We start from the raw sequence: 23,854 nt of genomic DNA, 5'->3' as shown, positions 1-23,854 counted from the left end.
CTGGAGGTCCTGGCAGAAAACATCGAGGACAACCCCTTCAACTACACCCGCTTCTTCGTCCTCTCTCGAGAGGAGGCGCACAGGGGGCCGGGGCCATACAAGACGAGCATCGTCTTCGCGGTGCGCCACCGGCCCGGAGGCCTCTTAGAGGCCTTGAGCCTCTTCGCCGAGGCGGGGGTCAACCTAACCAAGCTCGAGTCCCGGCCCAGGCGGGACCGGGCCTTCAGCTACCTCTTCTATCTAGACCTCGAGGGCCACCTAGAGGACCCCGGACCCGCCCAGGCCCTTTTGAAGCTTCTCTCCCGCGCGGCCTTCGTCAAGGTTTTAGGCTCCTATCCCGCGGCACAAAACGGCCTCTAGACCCTGACCGGGGCCTTAGCCCTTTCGGACATCCACCACCCTTTCCCCGGCGGCCCTTAGCCGGTCGGCTACCCCTTCCACCCCTTCCCCCACCACCCGGAGGACGATCCGGCGGTAGCCCTCCTGCTTTCCAGCCGTGACCACGGAAACGATGTTGGAAGGAACGACTGCCTGAGCCATCTGGGCCAGGGCCCCCGGGACGTCCGGAATATCCACCGTCACCCGCATCCCCCCTTCCTTTAAGCCCATGACTTCAGTGAAGGCTTTCATCACGTCCGTTACCGTGATGATCCCCACCAGCCTCTCCTTTTGCATCACCGGCAGGGCCCCAATCTTCCTCTCCTCCATAAGAAGGGCCGCCTCCTCCAGGGGGGCTTCTTCCTGAATGGTGAGGACGTTTTGCACCATCACCTCCTTTACCGTAAGCTTGGAGAGGAGGTAGTTCATCTCCCAAACGGACAGGGTGGTGGCCTTGGAGGGCATGGCGTCCTTCAAATCCTTCTCGGTCACCAGGCCTACCAGCCTCCCATTCTTCATAACGGGAAGCCGTCTAAACCCCTTCTCCTTTAAAAGCCGGATGGCCTCCAACACAGGGGTGTCTGGGGCGACGGTGACCGGGTCTTTGGTCATATAATCCTTGACCAACATCGCAACCCTCCTCTCCCTAAGAATACGGGAGGCCAGGGGGACAGGTGTCCCCAAACCGCCAAGCCCCCCCTGGGGGGGCTTGGCAGGCTTGAGACTCACCTTAAGTTGGCTCCCAAAACGACCCGGCTCATCCGGGCACCGCCAAATCCATAAAAGGACTCCCCGTCCAGAAAGACCCCGGTCCGAGGGTCCAGAAGGACCTCAAAGCCCAGGCTTAGCTGAAGCCCAACCTCGGTTGCATTGCCCAGCATCGCCCCCAGACCTCCGCCAAAGTAGGGCCTGATCCCCCTCAGGTCCCGGTCCAGACGGCCCAGATCGGGCTTAAACAGAAGGTCGCCCCCCAGGTACAGGCTGGGCCCGCCCGGGAAAAGATCCCCATAACCCCTAAAGGCCAGATCCCGTTCCAAATCCGCCTCGAGGCCTAGGCCAAGCCCCGGGGGGTTGGGCAAGGACAACCGAAAGGAAACCGCCCGCTGGGCCACGGCGGGCACCAGAAGAAGGAGAGCCAGGATCCAGGCTTTGCGCATATCCTCACCTCCCCCCTTACCTTATCCGGCCTCCCCCTCAAAACCAAGCCCCTCTTTCTCTCATTTGGCCTTCACCCCCTGCGGGTAGGCTTGGGGCATGAAGCGGTTTGCCCTTGTTCTCGCGGCCTTGGGTCTTCTGGCCACCCCCCTCGTGGCCCAGAACAAAACCACCCCCAGCCGGGTGGGCTTTGTGGACGCGGACGCCCTGATCCAGGCCCACCCCGAGTTTAAGAAGGTCCAAGACCTCCAGGCGCAAGCCCGGAAGGAACTTCAGCCCCTGGAGGAGAGGCTGAAACCCCTGGACCAGAAGGTCAAGTCGGGCGCGGCCAGCGCAAAGGAGCAGCAGGACTACCAGACCCTCCTCCAAACCTACCAGGCCACGCTTAAAAAGTGGCAGGAACGGCAGTCTCAGCTTTTGAACCCCATCACCGAGGAGATCGACAAGGCCATCGCCAAAGTGGCCAAGGCCCAGGGGTTTAGCGTGGTGATGAGCAAACAGGTGGCGGCCCAGTCTGGCCTGGTGGTCTACGCGGATGAGGACACCGACCTGACCCAGGCGGTCCTAAAGGAAATCAAAAAGTGAAAGACGCCTCCCCCTGCCCCGCCCTCGGGCGGGGCGTTTTTTTTGCGCATTCAACACCCCCTCCGGAAAGCTATAATCCTTAAGGATGGCGAAGGGCAAGGCCAAGAAAGGAACTCCAAACCGCGACCTCGAGGCCTTAGGCCTTTTCCTCCTGAGCCTCGGGGCCTTCCTCCTCACCGGGGCCTTCCCGGGCCCTACCGGGGCGGTGGGGGCCTGGGTGCACGACCTCCTCTACCGCCCCTTAGGGGTTTTGGGCTACACCCCAAGCCTCTTCCTTTTCGCCTCCGGAGGGGCCTTCCTCCTGGCCAAGCCCCCGGGAAAGCTCCTGCGCCCCCTGGCCTTTGGCCTTTTCCTCCTTTTAAGCCTCCTCCCCTTCCTGGGGGAGGCCCTGGGGGAGGTGGGCCGGGCGGCGCAGGCCTTCTTAAGGGAGAGGCTGGGCGTGATCGCCTATCTTCTTTCCGCCCTTTTGGCCATTGCCCTTTTGGACCTCTGGGCCCGCCGCCCACCCCTAAAAAGCCTCCTCGAGGCCCTGAAGCTGGGGGTGGAAGGGGTCCGGCGGAGCCGGCTTTGGCTTAAGACCCTCCTCCTTAGGGCCCAGCTGGCCCGCCTGGCCCACCTCTACCCCGACCACCCCACCCTGGCCACCCTGGGGAAGCGCCTTTTCCCCGAGGAGCTTCCCCAGGTGGAGGAGGCCCTCAAGGCCTTCATCCGGGAGCGGGTCTCGGACCTCGAGGAGGCCATCCGGGCCGAGGCCCGGCCCCTGGAACCCGAGCTAAAAGCGCTGGCCCAGGGCCTGGAAAAACCCCTCCTAGGCCGCGGGCCCTTCCGGGACGCCCTGGAGGAGCGGCGGGCCGCCTTACTCCTCGAGGCCCAGGCCCTCTGGGCCAGGCTCGGCCGGCTCTCCCATCCCCCCCGCTTTTCCCCCACGCTTTTAGGCCTCCAAAAGGGGCTCAAGGAGCGGGAAAAGAGGCGGGCGCTTTGGGCGGAACTTTCGGGGCTTGTGGAGGACCTAAAGGCGCGGGCCCAGGCTTTCGCCCAATGGCTCCCCTTCCTGGAAGGGGGAGAAAAGGAGCAGGCGGAAGCGCTTAAGGCCCTTCTCACGGGCAAATCCCCAGAATCGGTCCACCTAATCCCCTCGGAAGCCCCGGAGCCCTCCTTCGACCTAGACCTAGTCCTCCCCGAAGAACCCCCCCCAGAGGCAAAACCACAGGCGCTCCCCACCCGCTTCGCTGAAAGCAGTCCAGTGCCCAACCGGGAAGGGGACACCGCCCTCGCCCTTCCCACCCCAGACCTCCTGGACCCACCCGCTCCGCAGGGCCGAGGAAGCGAAGAGGAGGCCCGCCGCCTGGTGCAGGTCATCGACGAGACCCTCAAGGAGTTCGGAGTGGAGGCCAAGGTGGTGGGCTTCGCCCGCGGCCCCTCCGTGACCCGGTACGAGATCCTCCCCGCCCCGGGGGAGAAGATCAGCCGCATCGCCAATCTCCAGACCGACCTGGCCCGGGCCTTGGCCGCGGGGAGCGTCCGGGTGGAGGCCCCCATCCCCGGGAAGAACGTGATTGGCCTCGAGGTCCCCAACCCCAAGCGGGAACTCGTCCGCTTCTCCGAGGCCCTTCTTTCCCAGAGCTATCAAACCGCCCAGGCCCTTCTGCCCCTCGTCTTGGGCAAGAGCATCGAAGGGGAGATCTGGGTCCGCGACCTGGCCAAGATGCCCCACCTCCTCATCGCCGGTTCCACGGGAAGCGGCAAAAGCGTGGCCATCAACACCCTTATCATGAGCCTTCTTTATAAACACCTCCCCACACGGCTTCGCTTTTTAATGGTGGATCCGAAGATGGTGGAGCTCACCCCCTACGAGGGGATTCCCCATCTCATCCGGCCCGTGGTGACCGATCCCAGCGAGGCGGCCGGGGTGCTTCTCGGGGCGGTGGGGCATATGGAGAAGCGCTACCGGATGATGAGCCAGGTGGGGGCGCGGAACCTCGAGCAGTACAACCAAAAGGTCCAGGCGGAAGGCGGGGAGGCCTTGCCCTATCTGGTCATCGTGGTGGACGAGCTTGCGGACCTGATGATCACCGCCCCCAAGGAGGTGGAACAGGCCATATTGCGCCTGGCCCAGATGGCCCGGGCCACGGGGATGCACCTCATCCTCGCCACCCAAAGGCCCAGCGTGGACATCCTCACCAGCCTGATCAAGGTCAACATCCCCGCCCGCATGGCCTTCGCTGTCTCCAGCCAGTTTGACTCCCGGACCATTTTGGACACCGTAGGGGCGGAGCGGCTCATCGGCCAGGGGGATCTTCTCTTCCACCAACCGGGCCTGGCCAAACCCGTCCGCCTTCAGGCCCCTTACCTCTCGGAGGAGGAGGTTCACCGGGTGGCGGGCTTTTTGCGGGGGCAGAGCTTTGAGGACCGCTTCGCCGAGGCCTACGCCCAAGACTTTGAACCCCCGAGGGTGGAAAGCACCGGCCCCGGGGAGGTGGACTTCTCCGACCCCCTTTTGAGGAAAGCGGCGGAGATCGTGGTGGAAGAGGGGTACGGCTCGGTGAGCCGGCTTCAAAGGCGGCTTTCCATCGGCCACGCCCGGGCCGGCAAGCTCATGGACGCCCTCGAGGCCATGGGCATCGTGGGCCCCCACCAGGGCTCCAAACCCCGGGAGGTCCTCATCACCAAGGAAGAGCTCAAGGACTTCTTCGGCTGAGGTGTTGCAGCGCAAAGCCACCTGGCGTAGCATGGAGCATTGTGACGGAGATGGGCGTTCCTGGAGGCCGGTATGTGGCCGAGATCTACGGCTGCGACCTGGACGTTTTGGAGAACCCAAAGATGGTGGAGGCGGCCCTGGTGGATGCGGTGATGCGGCTTGGGGCCCCAAGGGACTCGGTCCAGACCATCTCCTATAAATTCCACCCTCAGGGGCTCTCCGCCGCGGTGATGAGCCCGGTGGCCGCGGCGATGATCCACACCTGGCCGGAGGACAATGCCTCTGCCACCTTGGACCTTTACTTCTACCGGGAAGGGGTGGACCCGGAGGAAGTTCTCAAGGGCCTTTCCAGGGCTTTTGGAGCGAAGGAGGAATCGGCCTTCCGGTACTGGCGGAAAACAGAGCGCGCCATCAAAAGGCGGCCATTCGGTAGACAAGGAGGGTAAGGATGGACTACGGCATGTACTTTTTTGAGCACATCACCCCTTACGAGACCATGGTCCGACGGATGGAACGTGTCATCGCCTCTGGCCGGACCCGGTATCAGGACTATTTCCTTTTTGAAACCAGGGGTTTTGGGAAGGTCCTGGTTTTGGACAAGGATGTCCAGAGCACAGAGAAGGACGAGTACATCTACCACGAGACCCTGGTCCACCCGGCCATGCTCGCCCATGCGGAGCCCAGAACCGTCCTCATCATCGGGGGCGGGGAAGGGGCCACCTTGAGGGAGGTGCTCAAGCACCCCACGGTGGAAAAGGCCGTGATGGTGGACATCGATGGGGAGCTTGTGGAGGTGGCCAAGGCGCATATGCCGGAATGGCACCAAGGGGCGTTTGAGGACCCGAGGAGCGTCCTCGTCATCGAGGATGCCCGGGCCTACCTCGAGCGCACAGAGGAGCGGTACGACGTCATCTTGATCGACCTCACCGATCCCGTGGGGGAAGACAACCCCGCCCGCCTTCTGTACACGGTGGAGTTCTACGACCTGGTCCGGCGGCACCTGAACCCCGGAGGGGTCATGGGGATGCAGGCGGGGATGATCATGCTCACCCACCACCGGGTCCACCCCGTGGTCCACCGCACGGTACGGGAGGTCTTCCGGTACGTGCGGAGCTACAAGAACCACATCCCGGGCTTTTACCTGAATTTCGGTTTTCTCCTGGCCTCTGAGGCCTTTGACCCTGCAGCCTTCTCGGAGGGAACGATCGAAGCCCGGATCCTCGAGCGTAACCTCCCGCTTAAACACCTCACCGCCCCCTACCTCGAGGCCCTCTTCGTCCTTCCCAAGGACCTGGAAGAGGCCATCCGCTCGGAAACCCTGGTCTCCACGGACCAAAACCCCTTCTACCTCACCCCGGACGGGGAGGCCCGGCAGGCCCCTTATCCGAAGTGACCTCCTCCCCCCTCATCCATTCCCTTGCCCCCTGCACTCAAGTGCGGGGCATCATCACCCTCCAGCCCCCCGTTTCGGTAGAATAACCTCATGCAGCGCGTCCTTGCTCTAACCCTTTTGGTCGCCGCGCTTGGGGCTGCCGCCTTCCTCTTCCTAAGGCCCAAGGGCAACCCCAGCCTGGACCCCGCCCAAGGAGCCCGTCTGGTCTTCGGCAAGCAGGAGGCCCCCGTGACGGTGGTCGATTTTTCCAACTACCTTTGCCCCCATTGCCGGGACCATTCGGAAAACGTCCTTCCCCGCCTCTTTGCGGAATACGTAGAAACGGGAAAGGTGCGCTACGTCTTCCGCGACTTCCCCTTCCCGGGCCAGGAGAACGTCGTTCGGGCCTCCGAGGCCGCGGCCTGCGCGGCCGAGGGCGGCCGGTATCTGGACTACCACCAGGCCCTCTTCCGGGACCCTTCCTGGGGAGGGCTTCCCAAAGAAGCCCTGGACCGGTACCTGGTCTCCTTGGCAGGCCAGCTGGGCTTGAACACCCGGGCGTTTGAAGCCTGTCTGGCTTCAGGGAAACACCGGGCGGAGGTCCTGGCCGACCAGGAACTGGCGAACAAGCTGGGCCTCACCGGAACCCCGAGCTTCTTCATCAACGGGGAGCCGCACACGGGCTACATGGACTACACCCGTTGGAAGGAACTTCTGGACAAGCTGCTTCGCGAAGCGAACACCGAGAAGCTTTCCAAATGACCCCTTTCCTTCTGAAGAGGGTTTCTTAAAGCATCTTCAAGGTCCAGACCAGGGTCCTTCCCCCCGCGGGTCGAAAGGAGGATTGCTGCGAGGCGTTCTCTTTCGATCGCCCCTTTCCTGTAACCCCCTATGAGGTCTATTCCCTATACCCTCACCTCGGCACGCTTTGACTCAGAACCCAAACCGCCTTTAAACTCCTCCTAATGGAGGCGGTCTGGGTTCTTTCTGCTTTTTTTCTAGGCTTACTGGCCCAGAGGCTAGGATTACCCCCCCTGGTGGGCTACCTGGGGGCGGGGTTTGGCCTGGCCCTTTTGGGAAACAAACCCAGCCCCCTCCTCCACCAGATCGCAGAAACAGGCGTCCTCCTCCTTCTTTACACCGTAGGGCTTAAGCTCCGGGTCCGCTCCCTTCTAGACCCCTTGGTGTACGGCGTGGGGGTGCTCCACCTTCTCCTGTTGGCCGGCCTGGCCCTTTTCCTCCTCCAGGTCTCTTTCCCTTTGGCCCTGGCCCTGGGGTTTTCCAGCACCGTCTTAGTGGTTAAAACCCTGGAGGACAAGAAGGAGCTTCTCACCTTTCACGGCCGGTTGGCGGTGGGGATCCTCATCCTGCAGGATCTGGTGGCGGTGGGCCTCCTCTCCCTTACGGACAAGGCCCCAAGCCCTTGGGCGCTCCTTCTCTTCCTCCTTCCCCTTTTAAAGCCCCTGGCACGGTACCTGCTCAAAAGAAGCGGCCACGGGGAACTCCTCCTCCTCTTCGGCCTGGCCATGGCCCTCCTAGGGGCGGAGGCCTTCCGGGTGGTGGGGCTTTCCCCGGAGCTCGGGGCCTTGGCCATGGGGGTCCTTTTGGCAGAGGAGGAGCGGGGGAGCGAGCTGGGAAAGATGCTTTGGGGGATCAAGGAAGCCTTTTTGGCGGCGTTTTTTCTCGAGGTGGGCCTCAAACAGGGCCTGGAGGGAATCTCCCTCCCCTTCGTCGGGATGGGGCTTCTCCTCCTCATCCCCAAGGGGGCGGTCCTTTTTGCCCTTTTCCTCCTCTTCGGCCTCCGGGCCCGGACGGCCTTCGTGGGAAGCCTTTATCTAAGCAACCACTCGGAGTTCGCCCTGATCGTAGCGGCAGGGCTTGCCTCCAGGGGGCTCATTCCCGAGGCCCTGCTTTCCAGCCTGGCCCTCCTCGTACCTCTTTCCATGGCCTTTTCCGCTCCCTTGGCCCGCTTGGCCCACGGGCTTTACGCCCGCCTCGAGCCCTGGCTAATCAGGTTTGAACGGAAGGACCGCCACCCCGACGAGGAACCCAAGAGCCTGGGGTCTGCGGACTGGCTGATCGTGGGGATGGGCCGGACCGGGGGGGCGGCCTACAAGTTCCTCGAGAACATGGGGGCGAGGCCCGTGGGCCTGGATGCAGACCCCGCCAAGCTGGAACGCCACCGGGCCAAGGGAAGGCGGGTCCTCTACGGGGACGCGGAGGACCCGGAGCTTTGGGAACGGTTGCGAACGAACAACCTGAAGGGGGTCATCCTGGCCCTGCCCGACCTCGAGGCCAAGCTCAGGGCCATCCAAGGCTTGCGGCAAAACGGGTATCCCGGTCTGATTGCCGCCACCAGCTTCCACCTGGAGGAGGACCCCATCTTGGAAGCGGCAGGGGCTGACCTCCTCTTCCACCCCTTTGCGGAGGCCGGAGAGCGGCTCGCGGAAAGGGCGTGGGAGGCTATAATGAAAAGGTATGGCCGGTCACAGCAAGTGGGCCCAGATTAAGCGAAAAAAAGCCGCGAACGACCTCAAACGGGGCAAGATCATCAGCAAACACCTAAGGGCCATCCAGGCCGCCGCCCGGGCCGGAGGAAGCCCCTACCCCGAGGCCAACATCCAGCTCAGGAATGCCATTGAGGCCGCCCGTGCGGACGACGTGCCCATGGAAAACATCGAGCGCCTCCTCCAGAAGCTCCAAGGCGGCGGGGATAACGCCGAGCAGTATGAGGAGGTGGTCTACGAGGGGTATGCCCCGGGTGGGGTGGCGGTCTTGGTCTACGCCCTTACGGACAACCGCAACCGGACGGCGGGGGAGGTGCGGCATGTCTTCTCCAAACACGGAGGCTCTTTGGGGACCTCGGGCAGCGTGGCCTGGCAGTTTGAGCGCAAGGGCATTTTGGTGGTGCCCAACACCCTGGAGGCCCAGGAGCTGGCCATCGAGCTCGGGGCCTTGGACCTCGAGGAGGAGGGGGAGACCCTCACCGTCTACACGGAGCCCAGCGAGGCCTACCGCATCGGGGAGGTCTTCAAGGAGAAGGGCATTCTGCCCTTAAATGTGGAGGTGGCCCAGCACCCCCAGAACGTGGTGAGCCTTCCCCCCGAGGAGGCGGCCAAGGTCATGCGCCTGGTGGAGGCCCTGGAGGATCTGGACGACGTGCAACACGTCTACACCAACCTGGACCCCGCCTCTTTGGTGGTGGAGGCCTGAGCGCCGGGGTCACTTCTTTTTCTTCTTTTCCTCCCGCATCAGCCGCCGCCTTTCCGCCCGGGAAAGCCCCTGGGGGGAAGGGGAGGCGGGCCTTTTGGCCAGGCCGAAGGGGGTTTCGGCCTCAGGAACGGGCGGATAGGGGGTCTGCTCCTGGGTGGGGATGGGGGATGGGCTGCGCACAGGTTCCACCTCCACCTTCAGGCGGAAGAGGAACTTGGCCGCCTCCATCCGGATAAAGCCCACCATCTCGTTGAAAAGCCGGGTGGCCTCAAACTTGTACTCCTGGAAGGGGTCCTTCTGGCCGTAGCCCCGGAGGAAGATGCCCTGCCTTAGGACATCCAGGTTGTGGAGATGCTCCTTCCAGGCGTTGTCCACCACCTGGAGGATCACGAACCGCTCCACCGCCCGCATCAAGGGCGCCCCCAGCTCGGCCTCCCTGGCCTCATAGGCCTTGAAGGCCGCCTCCACCAGGGCCTCCACCCCCTCTTCGGGTTTTTTCTTCCTCAGCTCCTCAAAGGGAAAGTCGGAAAGCTGGGGGGCCACGTCCAGAAGCTGGGCCTGCAGGGCCTCGAGGTCCCAGTCCTCGGGGTGGACCTGGGGGTTTAGGTGGTTCTCCACGATGGAGGCCACCGCCTCCTCCACCATCCCCAAGGCCGCTTCCTTGACCTCCTCGTCCTTGCCCAGGAGGATGAGGCGGCGCTGCGTGTAGATGACCTCCCGCTGGCGGGCCATGACGTCGTCAAACTGGAGAAGCTGCTTGCGGATGGCGAAGTTCCGGTCTTCCACCCGCTTTTGCGCCCGCTCTATGGACCGGGAGACCATGGGGTGCTCGATGGGCTCGGAGTCGTCAAACCCCATCCGGTCCAGCATGGCGATGACCCGGTCGGAGGCGAAAAGCCGCATCAGGTCATCGTCAAAGGAGACGTAGAACCGGCTTCCCCCCGGGTCTCCCTGCCGGCCCGAGCGGCCGCGGAGCTGGTTGTCGATGCGGCGCGACTCGTGCCGCTCGGTGCCCAGGATGAAAAGCCCGCCCAGTCCCCGTACCCGCTCCTCGTCCGCCTTGCACTCCTCGCGGACCTGGATGATCCTCTGGATGAGCTCCTCCCGGACGCCAAGCTCGCCCGCCAACCTACGGGCCTCCTCCTCTTGGCCTTGGAGGAGCTTTTTGATGAAGAGCTCCACCTTCCACTCGTACCGGTCAAACCCCTCCTTCTCCAAAAGGGAGGCCGCCAGGTACTCGGGGTTGCCGCCCAGCTTGATGTCCGTCCCCCGGCCCGCCATGTTGGTGGCGATGGTGATCGTCTTGGAGCGGCCCGCCTGGGCCACGATCTCCGCCTCCTTGGCATGATGCTTGGCGTTCAGGACCTGGTGAGGAATCCCCTGCCGCAGGATGCCCAAGGTGTGGACCGCCCGCTTCAGGCCTTCCCAGGCCGTGCGGAGGCCCCCCTTGGCGGGAATGAGCCCCTCAAAGGGGGCGAGGTCCTCGTCCTTGAGCTGGCCCGGCCGCTCCAGAAGCTTGAAAAGCCGCTCCCACTCCTCCCCCTTCTGCTTGGCCGCGGCCTTTTGAAACAGCCTGGCCCGCATCTCGAGGCGGGGCAGGTAGAGGGCGGGCTTGGAGAGCAGGGCGGAAAGCCGCTCCGACTTCTCGATGGAGATCGTCCCCACAAGGACCGGCTGGCCCCTTTCGTACTTCTGTGCGATCTCCTCCACCACGGCGAAGAACTTCCCCTGCTCCGTGCGATAGACCACGTCGGGGAAGTCCTTGCGGATCATGGGGCGGTTGGTGGGCACGACCACCACGTCCATCCCGTAGATCTCTTGGAACTCCTTCTCCTCCGTCTTGGCGGTGCCGGTCATTCCGGCCCGCTTCTCGTAGAGGCGGAAGAAGTTCTGGTAGGTGATGGTGGCCAGGGTCTGGTTCTCCCGTTCGATCCGGACCCCTTCCTTGGCCTCGATCGCCTGGTGGAGGCCTTCGCCATAGCGGCGCCCCGGCATGAGACGGCCCGTGAACTCGTCCACGATGATGACCTGGCCATCTTGGACGATATAGTCGCGGTCCTTGTGGTAGAGGTCCTTGGCCCGGATGGCCTGGATGAGCATGTGGGCGAGCTCCATGTTCTCCGGGCTGAAAAGGCCCTGGATGCCGAGAAGCCTCTCCGCCTTGGCGATGCCCTGGAGGGTGAGGTGGACGGAACGGTTCTTCTCCTCAACCGTGTAGTCCCCCGTGGGCTCCTTGCGTACCCCGGGCTCCGCGGGCAGCCCCCTTTCCAGCTTTTTGGCGATCTCCGCCATCTTGTAGTAAAGGTCGGTGGCCTTCTCCGCAGGCCCCGAGATGATGAGGGGGGTGCGGGCCTCGTCGATGAGGATGGAGTCCACCTCGTCGATGATGGCGTAGTGGAGAGGGGTGTCGTGGCGGAGGACGAGCTGGTCGGGGCTGATGGCCATGTTGTCCCGCAGGTAGTCGAAGCCCAGCTCGGCGTTGGTCACGTACGTCACGTCGGCCAGGTAGGCCTTGCGGCGCTCGGCCGGGGTGGAGCTGTGCTGGATCACCCCCACGGAAAGGCCCAGACCCCGGTAGACGGGCCCCATCCACTCCGCGTCCCGCCGGGCCAGGTAGTCGTTCACCGTGACCACGTGGACCCCCTTACCGGTGAGGGCGTTTAGCGCCACGGCCAAGGTGGCCACCAGGGTCTTCCCCTCCCCGGTCTTCATCTCCGCGATCTTCCCCTCGTGGAGGACCGCCCCGCCGATGAGCTGGACATCGTAGTGGCGCAGGCCCAAGAAGCGCTTGGCCGACTCCCGGGTGAGGGCAAAGGCCATGGGCAGAAGCTCCTCCAAGGAGGCGCCCCGCTTGTGCTTCTCCCTAAGCTCAGCGTAGGCGGCGGCGAGGTCTTGGATCCTCTCCACCTCGGCCTCGAGGGCGTTCGCGGGAACGACCACCTGCTTGTAGTAGCGGGCGATCTCCCGCTCGTTGTTGTCAAAAAGCCGTTTGAGTAGTCCCAACATAACTCTTTCCTATTCTACGCCCGTAAGATGAGAAACCTCTTCCAAGGGCCAGTAGGCCCGGGCGTCCAGGCTTAAGGGATGGGAAGCCTCCCCCTTCAAGGCCCGTCGGTGGGCGGCCAGGGCCACCATGGCCCCGTTGTCCTGGGAAAGGCCCTTTGGGGGGAAAAAGACGGAAAGCCCCGCCCTTTTGAGCTCCGCCTGGAGGGTCTTGTTCGCCGCCACCCCCCCCGCCACCAGTAGGGTCGTGTGGCCCGTCCGTTCCTTGGCCTTGAGGAGCACCTCGAGAAGATGGCCGACGGCCGCCCTCTGGAACCCCAAAGCGATGGCCTGCCTGGAATACCCCTTTTCCAGAAGCTGGACCGCCCGGGTCTTAAGACCGGAGAAGCTGAAGTCCAACCCCTTCTGCTCCTTCAAGGGAACGGCAAAGGGTGCCTCCTCCACGCCTTCTTGAGCGGCCTCCTCGGCCAGGCGCTCGAGCTCGGGCCCCCCGGGGAATCCCAGGCCCAAAAGCCTGGCCACCTTGTCGAAGGCCTCCCCCGCCGCGTCGTCCAAGGTGGCCCCCAAAAGCCGGTACCGGCCCAGGTCCAGGACCTCGTAAAGGTGGGTGTGCCCCCCGGAGGCCACCAGGGCGAGGAAGGGGGGAGAGGGCCCCTCGGGCCAGGCGGCCACGATGTGGGCCTCGAGGTGGTGAACCCCCAGAAAGGGTCGATCCAGGCCAAAGGCCAGCCCCTTGGCAAAGGTAAAGCCCACCAGGAGGGCCCCGATGAGGCCTGGACCCCGGGTGGCGGCGATGAGGTCGAGCGCCCTTGGGGAGATCCCCGCCTCCGCCAAAGCCCTCTCCGTCAGGGGGCGGATGGCCTTTAGGTGCTCCCGGCTGGCCAGCTCCGGCACCACCCCCCCGTAGGCCTGGTGGAGGTCCACCTGGGAGCGGATGAGGTTGACCACCACCCGGCCATCCTTCACCAGGCCCACCCCGGTGTCGTCGCAGGAGGTGTCTATGCCCAGGACCCACACCCCTTTAGTCTACAGGTATGCTCTGGCTCCTTCCCCTCGTCCTCCTCTACATCTACCTCCTCTACCGGGCCCGGGCCCTGCCCAAGAGGCCATGGGGGGGGGTCTGGCTCTGGAAGAAGGGGCTCGGGAAGGGGCGTAGGCGGCCCCGGCTGGACCTGCGGCTCTTCCTTCTTCTACTGGCGGGGGCAGCTTTGGTACTGGCCCTGGAGGACCCACCCCTTTCCCCGCCCCCCATCGCGTTGGTGGTGGACGCCTCCGCCTCCATGGCGGCGGACGAGGGGGGGAGGAGCCGGCTTGACCTGGCGAAGGAGAAGGCTCGAGGGCTTTTGGAAAGAGCCCCAGAGGCGGTCCTTATCCGGGCAGGGCAGACCCCTAGGGTTCTGGGCCAGGGGGTGGGGATCAGGCTCGTCCCCGCCCTCTTGGGCCTCGAGGCGGGAAGCGAAGGCCTGAACCTCCAGGCCGCCCTAAGCCTTGCCAGAAGACGGCTACCCGGCGCGGCCTTGGTCTTGGTCTCGGACACACCCCCCCCTCCCGGCCTGGACGGGTACATCGGGGTGGGAAGCCCCCGGGAAAACCTGGGCCTCGTCCGGCTGGCCCCGGGGTTTCTCGCCCTGGGGAACAGCGCCCAAAGACCCCTCACCGCCCGGCTCGAGGCCGGGGGAAAGACCTACACCCTGGAGGTCCCTGCCCGGGGCTACAAGGGCCTGTCCTTGCCCTCCCCCATCTTCCAGGCCCGGCTCCTGGGGAAGGACGCCCTTGGGCTGGACGACCGGGCGGGGTTTTCCTGGCGCCGGCTGGGGGTGCGCGCTTCCCAACACCCTGCGCTTAGACGCCTCCTTCTTCTCCTAAACACCCTTCCCGGGGACGAGGTCCGGATGGAGGTGGGCCGTCCAGAGGGCCCCCCCGGGCGGCCCACCCTTTTCTTTGCCCCCCAAGGCCTGGGGGAGGGTCGGGTTCTGACCCTCAGGCCCCACCCGGCCCTGGAGGGCATCCCCCTCTTAGGAGAGCGGCTTCCCGTCCTTCCAGCCGCCAGGGGCTGGGAGAGGGTGGCGGAGGACGAGCAGGGGCGGGGTCTCCTTTACGCCTACGGGGAAAGCCTTTACCTCCCCCCCTTGGACTTCCTCAAGGACAAGCCCTATTTTCCCGCTTTGGTCTACGCCTTCCTCCGGCCCTACCGGGAGGTCAAAACGGGCCTTCTCCTCCCCGAGGAGACCCTTCTGCCCACGCCCACGGCAAGCTTCCTCCCCCGGACCGGGGGCGGGGGGGTGTGGTTCATCCCCATCGCCCTTCTGGCCCTTCTCCTCGAGGCCCTTCTCCGGGCCCGGGGCCAGGAAGGATAATGGGCGTATGCGCCTTCGCCCGATCCACGAGGAAGACCTTCCCCTGCTCAACGCCCTGGCCGGAGAGAGGCCTTTGAGCCTTGCCCAGGTGCGGTTTTTCGCCCGGACCCATCACTCCTTTTTAGCGGAAGGCGAGGCCCCCCTGGGCTTTGCCCTGGCCCAGGCCCTCTGGCAGGGGGAGCAGGCCACCGTGCTCATCAACCGGATCGAAGGCAAGAGCCAAGAGGTTCTGGCAGGGCTTATCCGGGCGGTGACTAAGTCGGCCTACGACGCCGGGGTTTACGAGGTGGCCCTCCATTTGGATCCGGGGCGCGAACTCCTGAAGGAGGCCCTGCTGAAGGAGGGGTTCCAGGTGGGGCCCCTGGTTTTGGCGGTGCGAGTCCTGGGAACCCGAGGCGAGGCCAGGCCTTACCGAGGGGTTTTAGAATAAACGGCATGAACCGGGTCTTGATCGGCATCCGGGGCAATCCCACCCCCGAGGGGATGGAGCGGATCCTTCAGGCTCTAAGGGGCCTCGAGGGCGTTCGGCGGGCGGAAAGCCCGGCCTTGGCCCAGGTGGAGGTGGAGTACGACCCCCACCGCCTTACGGTGATGGACCTCATCCGGCGCATCCGGGAGGAGGGGTTCCTTTCCGGCATGCTCTAGGAGGCAGGGTGCTCCCCGAGGTCTTGAGCCGCTACGGGTACACCCGCTACACGGAGTGGCTCCAAGACCTGCAGGACCGGGGGGAGATCGCTTTTGCCCAGCTCCTGCCCCAGGCCCCCCCTGAGCCCGAGCCCGGCTACAGGGGGGTTTTCGCAGGGGTTTTGCAAGCCCTGGGCCTCGTGCCCTTCCGCCACCAAGCGGAGGCCCTGGACAGGGTGGAAAAAGGGGAAAACCTGGTCCTCTCCTTCTCCACCGCCGCCGGGAAGAGCCTGGTCTTCCAGGTGCCTGTTTTGAAGGCCGCTTTGGAGGGTCAGACGAGCCTTCTCCTCTTCCCCACCAAGGCCCTGGCCCACGACCAGCTGAGGCGGCTTCGGGCCATGGCGGAGGCTTTGGGGCTTCAAGGGGTTTTTCCCTACGACGGGGATACCCCCGCCCAGGTCCGGCGAAGGGCCCGGGAGGAGGGGCGGATCCTCCTCACCAACCCCGACATGCTCCACTTCGGCCTCCTCCCCCGGCACCCCGACTGGGCCTTATTCCTGGACCGGCTTCACTACCTGGTTTTGGACGAGCTCCACGTCTACCGGGGGGTCTTTGGCACCCATACCGCCCTCATCCTCAGACGCCTCCTAAGGCTGGCCGCCCACTATGGAAGGACCCCCCAGGTCATCGCCGCAAGCGCCACCATCCAAAACCCCCGGGAACATGCGGAGGATCTCACCGGCCTGCCCTTTACCGAGGGAAGAGGGGAGGTGCGCCGGGCGGAACGGGAGGTGGTGGTCTTGAAGCCTAAGGCCTTGGACCCGAAGGGGGAGAGGCGGAGGAGCCCCCTTTTGGAAGGGGCCCTCCTGGCCCGGGCCCTGGCGGAAGCGGGGCTCAAGGGGCTGGTCTTCGTCAACGCCCGCAAGAGCGCTGAGCTGATCGCCCGCTACGCGGGCCATCCCGGGGTCAGGCCCTACCGGGCGGGGTACCCCGCGAAGGAACGGCGGCGGCTGGAGGAAAGCCTGAAACAAGGGGAAACCCCGGTCCTGGTCAGCACGAGCGCCTTGGAGCTCGGGGTGGACATCGGGGAGCTGGACGCGGTGGTGATGGTGGGCTACCCCGGTTCCTTAAGCGCCTTCTGGCAGAGGGCGGGCCGGGCGGGCCGGGGAAACCGACGGGCTCTGGTCGTCTTCATTCCCCGGGAGGACCCGTTGGACGAGTACTTCCTGGCCCACCCCGACCTCCTCCTCAAAACCCCGCCGGAGCGGGCGGTGGCGGACCCAAGGAACCCCGTCCTCTGCCCCCTCCACCTCCACGCCGCCGCCCGGGAGCTCCCGCTCAAAAAAGAGGAGGTCCTTTGTCCCGAAGCCCTTATGGAGCTTAAGGAACAGAACGGGCGCTACCACACCCCAAGGCGCCGTCCCCACCAGGCCCTCTCCTTGCGCGGGCTTGGGGAGAGCTTCACCCTGAAGGACCCTTCCGGCCGGGTCCTGGGGTATCTGGACGAACGGCAAGCCTACTGGGAGGCCCACCCGGGGGCGGTCTACCTCCACCAGGGGGAGAGCTACCGGGTACGGAACCTGGACCTCACCCGGCGGGAGGTGGTTCTGTTGCCCGCTTTGGAGGAGTATTACACCGAACCCCGGGTGGAGCGGGACCTGGAGGTCCTCTCGGGAGAGGAGGTGCGGCCCGGGGTGTATGTGGGCCGGGTCCAGCTCCGGGAAAAGGTGGTGGGGTACGTGAAGAAGCGATTCTTCACAGGGAGTATCCTGGAGGAGGTTCCCCTGGAGATGCCCGAGGTGAGCTTCCCCACGGAGGCGGTCTGGTTCCATCCGCCCCAGGTCCTTCCCACCCCCCTCATCCCCGGGGCTATCCACGCCCTCGAGCACGCCCTGATCGGCCTCCTCCCCCTCTTCATCCTGGCGGAGCGGCAGGACATCGGGGGGATCAGCTACCCCTTCTACCCCTACCCCCTCTTCTCCGGCCAGGGGGCCACCGTCTTCATCTACGACGGCTACCCCGGAGGGGTGGGGTACGCCCGGGCCGCGGCCCGGGACTTCCCCCGCTGGCTCAAGGCCGCGTACGACCTCCTAAGAACCTGCCCCTGCGAGGAAGGCTGCCCCCGGTGCATCCTCTCCCCCAAGTGCGGGAACGGGAACCAGTACCTGGACAAAAAGGCTGCCCTCTCCCTCGCCACCCAGATGGCCCTCCTCTTCCCACGCGAGTAGACTAAAGGGCATGCGGGCCATTGAGGAGAGCCCTGAGACCTTTTTTGACCGCTTCCGGGCCCTGGCGGTGGAAGCCCACCTGTACCCTGCCCCCTGGGGCTTCCCGCTTCTTCTCGCCAAGGCCACCCCTTCGCAAAGGGGCCCATCGGAGGCCCTCTTCCTCTACGCCCTGGACCGGGGGCCCCCCCCGGCCCCCACGGGCCGGGTCCAGGCCCTCTTCCACGGCCTGGTCCAGGAGGTTTTCCCCTATCAAAGGGATCTCCTTCACCGGGAGGGCTCGAGGTACCGGGCCGCGGGGCGGATCCGGGCCCTGGAGGAAGGGTTTTATGTGGTGGAGGTGGGCTTACCCCTTCTGGTCCACTCGGAAACCCCTCTTCCTGAGAAGGCCGAGCTCCTCCTTTTCCCACCCTTGATGCTCTTCCGAGAGCCATGACCTGCCCCTGTGGCCAGAAGAACCCCCCTCAGGCCCTGTTCTGTATGGCCTGTGGGCGGCTTCTCTTGACCGCCCTTCAGGGGGAACGCCGCCTTGTGAGCGCGGTCTTTTTTGACCTCAAAGACTCCACCCGCCTCCTCGCCCAAAGCGTGGACCGGGCCTACGCCACCTTCCAGCAGGCCCTCCTCGAGGCCGCCCAGGAGGCCCGGCGCTGGGGCGGGTTCGTCCACCGCTTTCTGGGGGACGGCCTTCTGGTGCTCTTCGGCGCACCCCGGGCGCAAGGAAAGGAGGCCCAGCGGGCGCTAAAGGCGGCCCTGGCCATGGTGCAAAAAAGCCCCGCCCCCGCCCGGGCAGGAGTGGCCACGGGGGAGGTCTTGTGGACCCCCCTAGGGAGCGGCCAGGCGGGGGAGGCCACCGCGGTGGGGCTGGCGGTCAACCTGGCGGAGCGCCTTTCCAAGCTGGCCCCGCCTGGAAGGGTCCTGGCGGATGGGCAGACCCTAGGCCTGGCGGGAAGGGTGCGGGCCGAGGCCCAGAGGGTGGAAGCCCCGGGCTTCGGCGTTCTGGAGGTGTACCGGGTGGAAGGGGTGGAGACCGCCCCAGAAGGAGGCCTCCCTGAGGGGATGGAGGCGCACCTGGAGGCCCTGCTCGCCTTCTTGAACACCCCCGGGGGCCTCCTCCAGGTGGCGGGCCCCCCCGCCACGGGGAAGACGCTCCTCCTCGAGGCGCTTCTCTCCCGTCTGGACCGGCCCGCCCTCCTCCTCCCCCAGATGAACCGGGAAACCCCCCTCCGGTACACCCTCCACGAGGCCCTGGCCCAGCGGGTGGGCGAGCCCAGGCGATGGGTAGAAGCCCTCCCCCTTTCCACCCAGGAAAAAACCCTTCTCCTCTTCAGCCTAGGCCTCCTCCCCCGGCCTCCCCTATCCAGGCTGGATCTGGACGAGGGCCTGATCCGGGCCTGGGCCAAGGCCCTGGCCCACCTCCGCCCCTTGGTCCTGATCCTGACCAATCTCCATGCTCCGGACCAGACCCTCCTCCGCTTTCTCCACCTCCCCCTTCCGGAAGGGGTCCACGTGATCGTGGAAAAGCGGGTGCCCTTGCTAAAGAACCTCCTCCTCCTTCCCCCTCGGTCCATTCCAGAAGAGGAGGTGGTCTACACCCTCCAACCCGTTCTGGATGGCCTTCCTGAACCCGCACGGGAAACGGCCCTGGTCCTAAGCGTTTTGGAAGAGGCGCCCCAGGCGCTCCTTTTGGCCATGACCTGCGAGGAGGGCCTCAACCGCCTCCAGGAGGAAGGCCTTCTAGACCCCTCCCAGGATTCCTTACGCCTTTTACCCGGGCTCAAGGAAGCGGGAAGAAGACGTGTTCCGGAGGACGTGCAAAGGGCCTGGCACCTCAGGGCGGCGGGGTTTTTCCGGTCCGATCCTAAGCGGGCCGCCCTCCACCTGGCCAAGGCGGGCGAACCCCTCAAGGCGGCCCAGATCCACCGGGCTTTGGCCCATGCGGCCTGGGACGAAGGAAGGCTCGAGGAAGCCTTGGGCCACCTGGAGGAGGCTTTGGCCCTGGCCCCCGGCTGGGGGGAGGTCCTTTGGGCCGAGCGGCAGGACCTCTTGGCCTCCTTAGGCCGGGGCGTCCCCCACCCCCAAGGGCCGAGGAGCCGGGACCCGGCCCTGGCCCTTTTCGCTGAGGCCCGAAGGGCCAAGGAAGTGGGGCTTTACCGGCAGGCCCTTCCCGGGCTTCGCCGCTACCCCTTGGAGGAGGCCCAGGCCCGGCTGGAGGCCGCGGCTCTCCTTTGGCGGGCCTTCCGGCCCCGGGAGGCTTTGGAGCTTCTTTTGGACTTCCCCCAGGCCCCTTCCCCCCTCGCCCTCCACCAAAGGGCGCTAATGGCCGGGCTCTTCATGGACCTGGGGGCGTTTGCAAAGGCCCAAGGCCTCCTGGAAGAGCCCCTGCCGGGCCAGGAGGACCTGGAGGCCAAGGCCCGCCTAGAGGCCACCCGCATCCGGTTTTATCTGGAGACGGGCCAGCTCAAAAAGGCCCTCCGGCATGCCAAGGGGCTCCCGTCCCATCCCTGGCTTGCCGCCGCCAGCCTTCCCGCCTACGCCCTTTTGGGCCTCAGGCGGCCTGACCTGGCTGAGCTGGCCCGGGCGCACCCGGACGGCCAGGGGCTCTACCTGCTGACCCAGGGTTTTCTGGCCTGGCACGAGGGGGAAGACCCCCTCCCCTTCTTCAAGAAGGCCCTCCGCCTCGGCCGGGCCCTACCCAACCCATACGTCTTTCACATGACCGCAAGCGCCCTCGCCCTCTACCTCTGGCGCAAGGCGCCCAAACGGGCCCAGGCCTTAAGCCAGTTCCTCCTGAGGCAGACGCAGAAGGCCGGCTTTGCCGTCCACCTCGAGCTCGCCCGCCTCCTCAGGGCCCAGCTCCTTTTCGAAGAGGGCCAGGAGGTGGCCCACCTCCTGGCCTTCACCCCCACCATCCCCCTGACCTCCGCCTGGCGGAGGCGGCTTCTAGGGCAGGCCGGGGGCGAACCCTCCCCAGCCTGGGGATACGGTATCCTGGGAAGGTGGGTGCTTTGGCTTGAGCCGTCCCCTAGAGGGGGATAGGGATGAACCAGGTGGTGGAGGCCGTCAAAAGCCGCCTCTCCTTAAAGGAGGTGGTTTCCCGCTACGTGGTCCTCCGCCCCGCGGGCAAGGGGCGGTGGAAGGGGCTTTGTCCGTTCCACCAGGAGAAAACCCCCTCCTTCTACGTAGACGAGGACAAAGGCCTCTTCTACTGCTTCGGCTGCAAGGCGGGCGGCGACCTCATCCAGTTCGTGGAGCGCATCGAAGGCCTGGATTTCAAAGAGGCCCTCCGCCGCTTGGCCGAGGAGGCAGGGGTGGCCTACGAGGCCCCGCCGGAAAGCAGGAAGCGGGAGCTCCTTTGGGTTTTAGAGGAGGCCCAGCGGTACTTCCAAAAGGGCCTGGAGAAAAGCCCCCAGGCCCTGGCCTACCTGAAGGGCCGGGGGCTTTGGGAGGAGACGATCCACCGCTTTGGCCTGGGTTATGCCCCAGCCTCTTTTGAGGGCCTGACCGCCCACCTGAGAAAGCAGGGGATCCCCTTGGAGGAGGGCATCCGGGCGGGGGTCCTGGCGGAGAAGGAGGGGCGGGTGTTTGACCGGTTCCGCAACCGCATCACCTTCCCCATCAAAGACGCCCTGGGCCGGGTGGTGGCCTTTTCCGGCCGGACTCTGGAGGCCTCCTCCTTGGAACCCAAGTACCTAAACTCCCCGGAAACCGCGCTCTTTAGAAAACGGGAGGTCCTCTTCGCCTACCCCGAGGCCCGCCCCCGCCTCAGGGAGGGGCGGGCCATTTTGGTGGAAGGGCTCTTGGATGCCATCGCCCTCCACCAGCTGGGCTTCCAAGAGAGCGTGGCCGTTTTGGGCTCGAGCCTCTCCGAGGAGCAGGCCCTCCTTTTGAAAAAGCAGGGGGTGCAGGAGATCTACCTGGCCTTTGACCGGGACGAGGCCGGCCGGCGGGCCACCTTGCAAAGCCTGGAGCGGGAGGTGGTGCGCGGCTTCCTCGTCTATGCGGTGCTTCTGCCGGTGAAGGACCCGGGGGAGCTCCTCCTTCTGCCCGAGGGGCGGGACGTTTTTGCCAAGGCCCTGGCCGAGGCCCTTCCGGAGGTGGAGTTCCGCATGGAGGAGGCCACGCGGGGCCTTGACCTGACGCGGCCCGAGCACAAGCGGAAGGTCCTGGAGGCCCTTGCCCCTAGGATGCTCTCCCCGGAGCCCTTTGACCCCGTGGCCGAGCGGCTGAAGGCCCTGGTCGTGGAGCGCCTGGGGCTTTCCCGAAGGGCTCTGGAAGACTTCCTCGCCGGCCTGGCCTCGAGCCGGAACCAGAGGCCCCCGCCCCCACCCCCCCCCTTGGAGAAGCCGAACAAGACCCTCCTTCTCGAGCTGGACGTCATCGCCCTGATCCTGTCCGCCCCCGATTCCCAGCTTCCAAAGCTTGTCCAACACGTGGCGGGTGAGGTCTGGCCCCCGGCAGGAAGCCTCCTTGGGGAGTTCTTAGAGACCGCCAAAAAGGAGCCCCGCAAGGACTGGCTGCGCCTTTACTTCGGCAAGAAGCCCGAAGGCGGGGCGCTTTTTGAACGCCTCCTCTTGGCCCCCCCGGAGGAGGCAGGGCTTATGGAGAAGCTGGAGCATGCCCTGGCCCGGCTCCGGGAGGCCTACCACCTGGAAAGGCTCGAGGCCCTCAAGGCCGAGCTGAAGAGAAACCCCAGCCAGGAGGTCCTAAAGGAGATCCAGGAGGTGATGCAGGCCATCGAGGCGGAGCGGCGGACCTACAAGAAGCCTTAACCGCTCCCCCTCCCTTCGGCCTTCGCCAAGGCCTTTAAGCGGTTGAGGGGCTCCTCGAGGGCCAGGTGGGGAAGCCGGAAGGTCCAGTTCCCCTCCGCCCGGCCCGGGTGGTTCATCCGGGCCTCGCTCCCCAGGGCCAGCACGTCCTGGACGGGGAAGATGGCCAGCCGGGCCCGGCTTTTCATGGCCAGGGCGATGAGGGCCCAGGGCACCCCCTTCTCTTCTCGGAAGGTTATCCCCCACTGCGCCAAATACCGCTCCAAAAAGGCCCGTTCATGGGGCGTGGCGGTTCGGTACCAGCCCAAGGTGGTGTCGTTGTCGTGGGTTCCGGTGTAGACCACCACACGGCCGTGCTCCGGGTAGGTGTGGGGCAGGAAGGGGTTCTCCATCCCATCGCCAAAGGCGAACTGCAAAACCTTCATGCCCGGCAGGGCGAACCTCTCCCTCAGGGCCACCACATCCTCGGTGATGACCCCCAGGTCCTCCGCCAGAACCGGCACCTGGCCAAAGACCTCCTGAACCCGCGCCAAGAGGGCCTCCCCCGGGGCTTTCACCCACCTCCCCTCCACCGCGGTGGGGCAGGAGGCGGGGATCTCCCAGTAGGCAGCAAGCCCCCGGAAGTGGTCCAGCCGCACCAGATGGAAAAGTTCCAGGGTCTTTCGGAAGCGCCTGAGCCACCAAGAGAACCCTTCCGCCTCCATCCGGTCCCACCGGTAGATGGGGTTCCCCCAGCGCTGCCCCGTCTCGGAGAAGTAGTCCGGGGGCACCCCGGCCACCACGGTGGGCCGGCCCTCCTCATCCAGATGGAAATCGTCCTGGGCAGCCCAGACCTCGGCGGAGTCCAGGGCCACATAGAGCGGCATGTCCCCGATGAGAAAGAGGCCAAGCCGCTCCGCCTCCCGTTTCAAAGCCCCCCACTGGGCGAAGAAGACCCACTGGGTCCAAGCGTGGAAAAGGACCTCTTCCTCAAGCGCCTTCCGGGCCTCCTCGAGGGCTTTTTCTTCGCGTCTTTTCAGGGAAGTGGGCCACTCATACCAGGGTTTTTGGAGCCGGTCCTTCAGGGCCATGAAAAGGGCGTAGTCCCAAAGCCAGTCCTCTTCCCGGGCAAAAAAGCCCCAGGCCTCCTCAGACACCCCCCACCTGGCGAAGGCCCGGCGGAGGGCCGGCCACTTCCAGCGGAAAAGGAGGCCGTAGTCCACCCGGGGCCCTGAGGGAGGGAAATTCCTTTCCCCGAGGGCCTCGAGGTCGATGAGATAGGGGTTGCCCGCAAAGGCGGAAAGCCCCTGGTAGGGGGAGTCTCCATACCCGGTGGGCCCTAGGGGGAGGACCTGCCAGTACCGCCCTCCGGCCTCATGCAAGAGGTGGAGGAAGCGGTGGGCCGCCTCCCCAAGCGTGCCCACGGGTTCAGGGCCAGGAAGGCTGGTGGGGTGGAGGAGAAGGCCAAAGGCGCGGGGTAAGTCCATGTCTTCAGCTTA

20 protein-coding genes are annotated in these 23,854 nt (G+C 65.5%); 15 read left to right on the top strand and 5 right to left on the bottom strand.

Annotated elements, in window-relative coordinates; translation table 11 throughout:
- The coding region (locus C4301_RS00445) for a prephenate dehydratase (protein ID WP_352413156.1) at nucleotides 1-360 on the top strand (360 nt) is incomplete at its 5' end.
- A gap of 15 nt (nucleotides 361-375) precedes the next feature.
- On the opposite strand, the gene C4301_RS00440 is transcribed toward C4301_RS00445, so the two are convergent.
- On the bottom strand, nucleotides 376-1,008 hold the full coding sequence (locus C4301_RS00440) for a CBS and ACT domain-containing protein (protein ID WP_352413155.1): 633 nt from the start codon (nucleotides 1,006-1,008) through the stop codon (nucleotides 376-378).
- Between the two features lie 95 nt (nucleotides 1,009-1,103).
- Entirely contained in the window at nucleotides 1,104-1,535 is a 432-nt protein-coding gene (locus C4301_RS00435; RefSeq protein ID WP_352413154.1) for a hypothetical protein, read from the bottom strand.
- Between the two features lie 97 nt (nucleotides 1,536-1,632).
- Between C4301_RS00435 and C4301_RS00430 the strand changes: the two genes are divergently transcribed.
- The 7 genes from C4301_RS00430 (at nucleotide 1,633) to C4301_RS00400 (ending at nucleotide 9,401) form a co-directional block, all read left to right on the top strand.
- Nucleotides 1,633-2,118: an OmpH/Skp family outer membrane protein gene (locus C4301_RS00430; RefSeq protein ID WP_352413153.1), complete on the top strand. Its 486-nt coding sequence runs from the start codon at nucleotides 1,633-1,635 to the stop codon at nucleotides 2,116-2,118.
- An 85-nt stretch (nucleotides 2,119-2,203) separates the two neighbouring features.
- Entirely contained in the window at nucleotides 2,204-4,816 is a 2,613-nt protein-coding gene (locus C4301_RS00425) for a DNA translocase FtsK (RefSeq protein ID WP_352413152.1), read from the top strand.
- Nucleotides 4,817-4,866: 50 nt separating this feature from the next.
- The gene (speD, locus tag C4301_RS00420) at nucleotides 4,867-5,262 is read left to right on the top strand and encodes an S-adenosylmethionine decarboxylase (protein ID WP_352413158.1); all 396 of its coding nucleotides are present in this window, start codon (nucleotides 4,867-4,869) and stop codon (nucleotides 5,260-5,262) included.
- Nucleotides 5,263-5,264: 2 nt separating this feature from the next.
- Complete coding sequence (speE, locus tag C4301_RS00415) at nucleotides 5,265-6,209, top strand: polyamine aminopropyltransferase (RefSeq protein ID WP_352413151.1); 945 nt, start codon at nucleotides 5,265-5,267, stop codon at nucleotides 6,207-6,209.
- A 90-nt stretch (nucleotides 6,210-6,299) separates the two neighbouring features.
- A complete protein-coding gene (locus C4301_RS00410; protein ID WP_352413150.1) occupies nucleotides 6,300-6,950 on the top strand; it encodes a DsbA family protein in 651 nt (216 codons plus the stop codon).
- A gap of 203 nt (nucleotides 6,951-7,153) precedes the next feature.
- Nucleotides 7,154-8,698, top strand: coding sequence for a cation:proton antiporter domain-containing protein (locus C4301_RS00405; RefSeq protein ID WP_352413149.1), 1,545 nt, complete (start codon nucleotides 7,154-7,156; stop codon nucleotides 8,696-8,698).
- Nucleotides 8,667-9,401, top strand: coding sequence for a YebC/PmpR family DNA-binding transcriptional regulator (locus C4301_RS00400; RefSeq protein WP_352413148.1), 735 nt, complete (start codon nucleotides 8,667-8,669; stop codon nucleotides 9,399-9,401). The genes C4301_RS00405 and C4301_RS00400 overlap by 32 nt, the downstream gene beginning before the upstream one ends.
- Nucleotides 9,402-9,410: 9 nt before the next feature.
- Here the strand turns inward: C4301_RS00400 and secA are convergent, their stop codons facing one another.
- The gene (gene secA, locus C4301_RS00395) at nucleotides 9,411-12,407 is read right to left on the bottom strand and encodes a preprotein translocase subunit SecA (RefSeq protein WP_352413147.1); all 2,997 of its coding nucleotides are present in this window, start codon (nucleotides 12,405-12,407) and stop codon (nucleotides 9,411-9,413) included.
- A gap of 9 nt (nucleotides 12,408-12,416) precedes the next feature.
- Entirely contained in the window at nucleotides 12,417-13,421 is a 1,005-nt protein-coding gene (tsaD, locus tag C4301_RS00390) for a tRNA (adenosine(37)-N6)-threonylcarbamoyltransferase complex transferase subunit TsaD (RefSeq protein WP_352413146.1), read from the bottom strand.
- A gap of 17 nt (nucleotides 13,422-13,438) precedes the next feature.
- Here tsaD and C4301_RS00385 point away from each other — a divergent pair, with 17 nt between their 5' ends.
- From C4301_RS00385 to dnaG, 7 genes are all read left to right on the top strand, one after another.
- The gene (locus C4301_RS00385) at nucleotides 13,439-14,761 is read left to right on the top strand and encodes a vWA domain-containing protein (RefSeq protein ID WP_352413145.1); all 1,323 of its coding nucleotides are present in this window, start codon (nucleotides 13,439-13,441) and stop codon (nucleotides 14,759-14,761) included.
- A gap of 7 nt (nucleotides 14,762-14,768) precedes the next feature.
- Nucleotides 14,769-15,191 carry a DUF1999 family protein gene (locus C4301_RS00380; protein WP_352413144.1) on the top strand — a complete coding sequence of 141 codons (423 nt, stop codon included), beginning with the start codon at nucleotides 14,769-14,771 and terminating at the stop codon, nucleotides 15,189-15,191.
- A 5-nt stretch (nucleotides 15,192-15,196) separates the two neighbouring features.
- Entirely contained in the window at nucleotides 15,197-15,406 is a 210-nt protein-coding gene (locus C4301_RS00375; protein ID WP_352413143.1) for a heavy-metal-associated domain-containing protein, read from the top strand.
- 8 nt (nucleotides 15,407-15,414) lie between these two features.
- On the top strand, nucleotides 15,415-17,613 hold the full coding sequence (locus tag C4301_RS00370) for a DEAD/DEAH box helicase (protein WP_352413142.1): 2,199 nt from the start codon (nucleotides 15,415-15,417) through the stop codon (nucleotides 17,611-17,613).
- A 10-nt stretch (nucleotides 17,614-17,623) separates the two neighbouring features.
- Nucleotides 17,624-18,046 carry a hypothetical protein gene (locus tag C4301_RS00365; RefSeq protein WP_352413141.1) on the top strand — a complete coding sequence of 141 codons (423 nt, stop codon included), beginning with the start codon at nucleotides 17,624-17,626 and terminating at the stop codon, nucleotides 18,044-18,046.
- Nucleotides 18,047-18,141: 95 nt separating this feature from the next.
- The gene (locus C4301_RS00360) at nucleotides 18,142-20,646 is read left to right on the top strand and encodes an adenylate/guanylate cyclase domain-containing protein (protein WP_352413140.1); all 2,505 of its coding nucleotides are present in this window, start codon (nucleotides 18,142-18,144) and stop codon (nucleotides 20,644-20,646) included.
- The gene (gene dnaG, locus C4301_RS00355; protein WP_503012368.1) at nucleotides 20,643-22,379 is read left to right on the top strand and encodes a DNA primase; all 1,737 of its coding nucleotides are present in this window, start codon (nucleotides 20,643-20,645) and stop codon (nucleotides 22,377-22,379) included. The genes C4301_RS00360 and dnaG overlap by 4 nt, the downstream gene beginning before the upstream one ends.
- Here dnaG and malQ read toward each other — a convergent pair.
- On the bottom strand, nucleotides 22,376-23,842 hold the full coding sequence (gene malQ, locus C4301_RS00350) for a 4-alpha-glucanotransferase (protein ID WP_352413138.1): 1,467 nt from the start codon (nucleotides 23,840-23,842) through the stop codon (nucleotides 22,376-22,378). The two genes, dnaG and malQ, sit on opposite strands and share 4 nt — an antisense overlap.
- Between the last annotated feature and the right edge of the window lie 12 nt (nucleotides 23,843-23,854).

It is taken from the genome of Thermus sp. (assembly GCF_040290245.1).
Lineage (GTDB): Bacteria > Deinococcota > Deinococci > Deinococcales > Thermaceae > Thermus_A.
The sequence above is the reverse complement of the archived record's forward strand: the minus strand, read 5'-3'. Positions and strand labels throughout refer to the sequence as shown.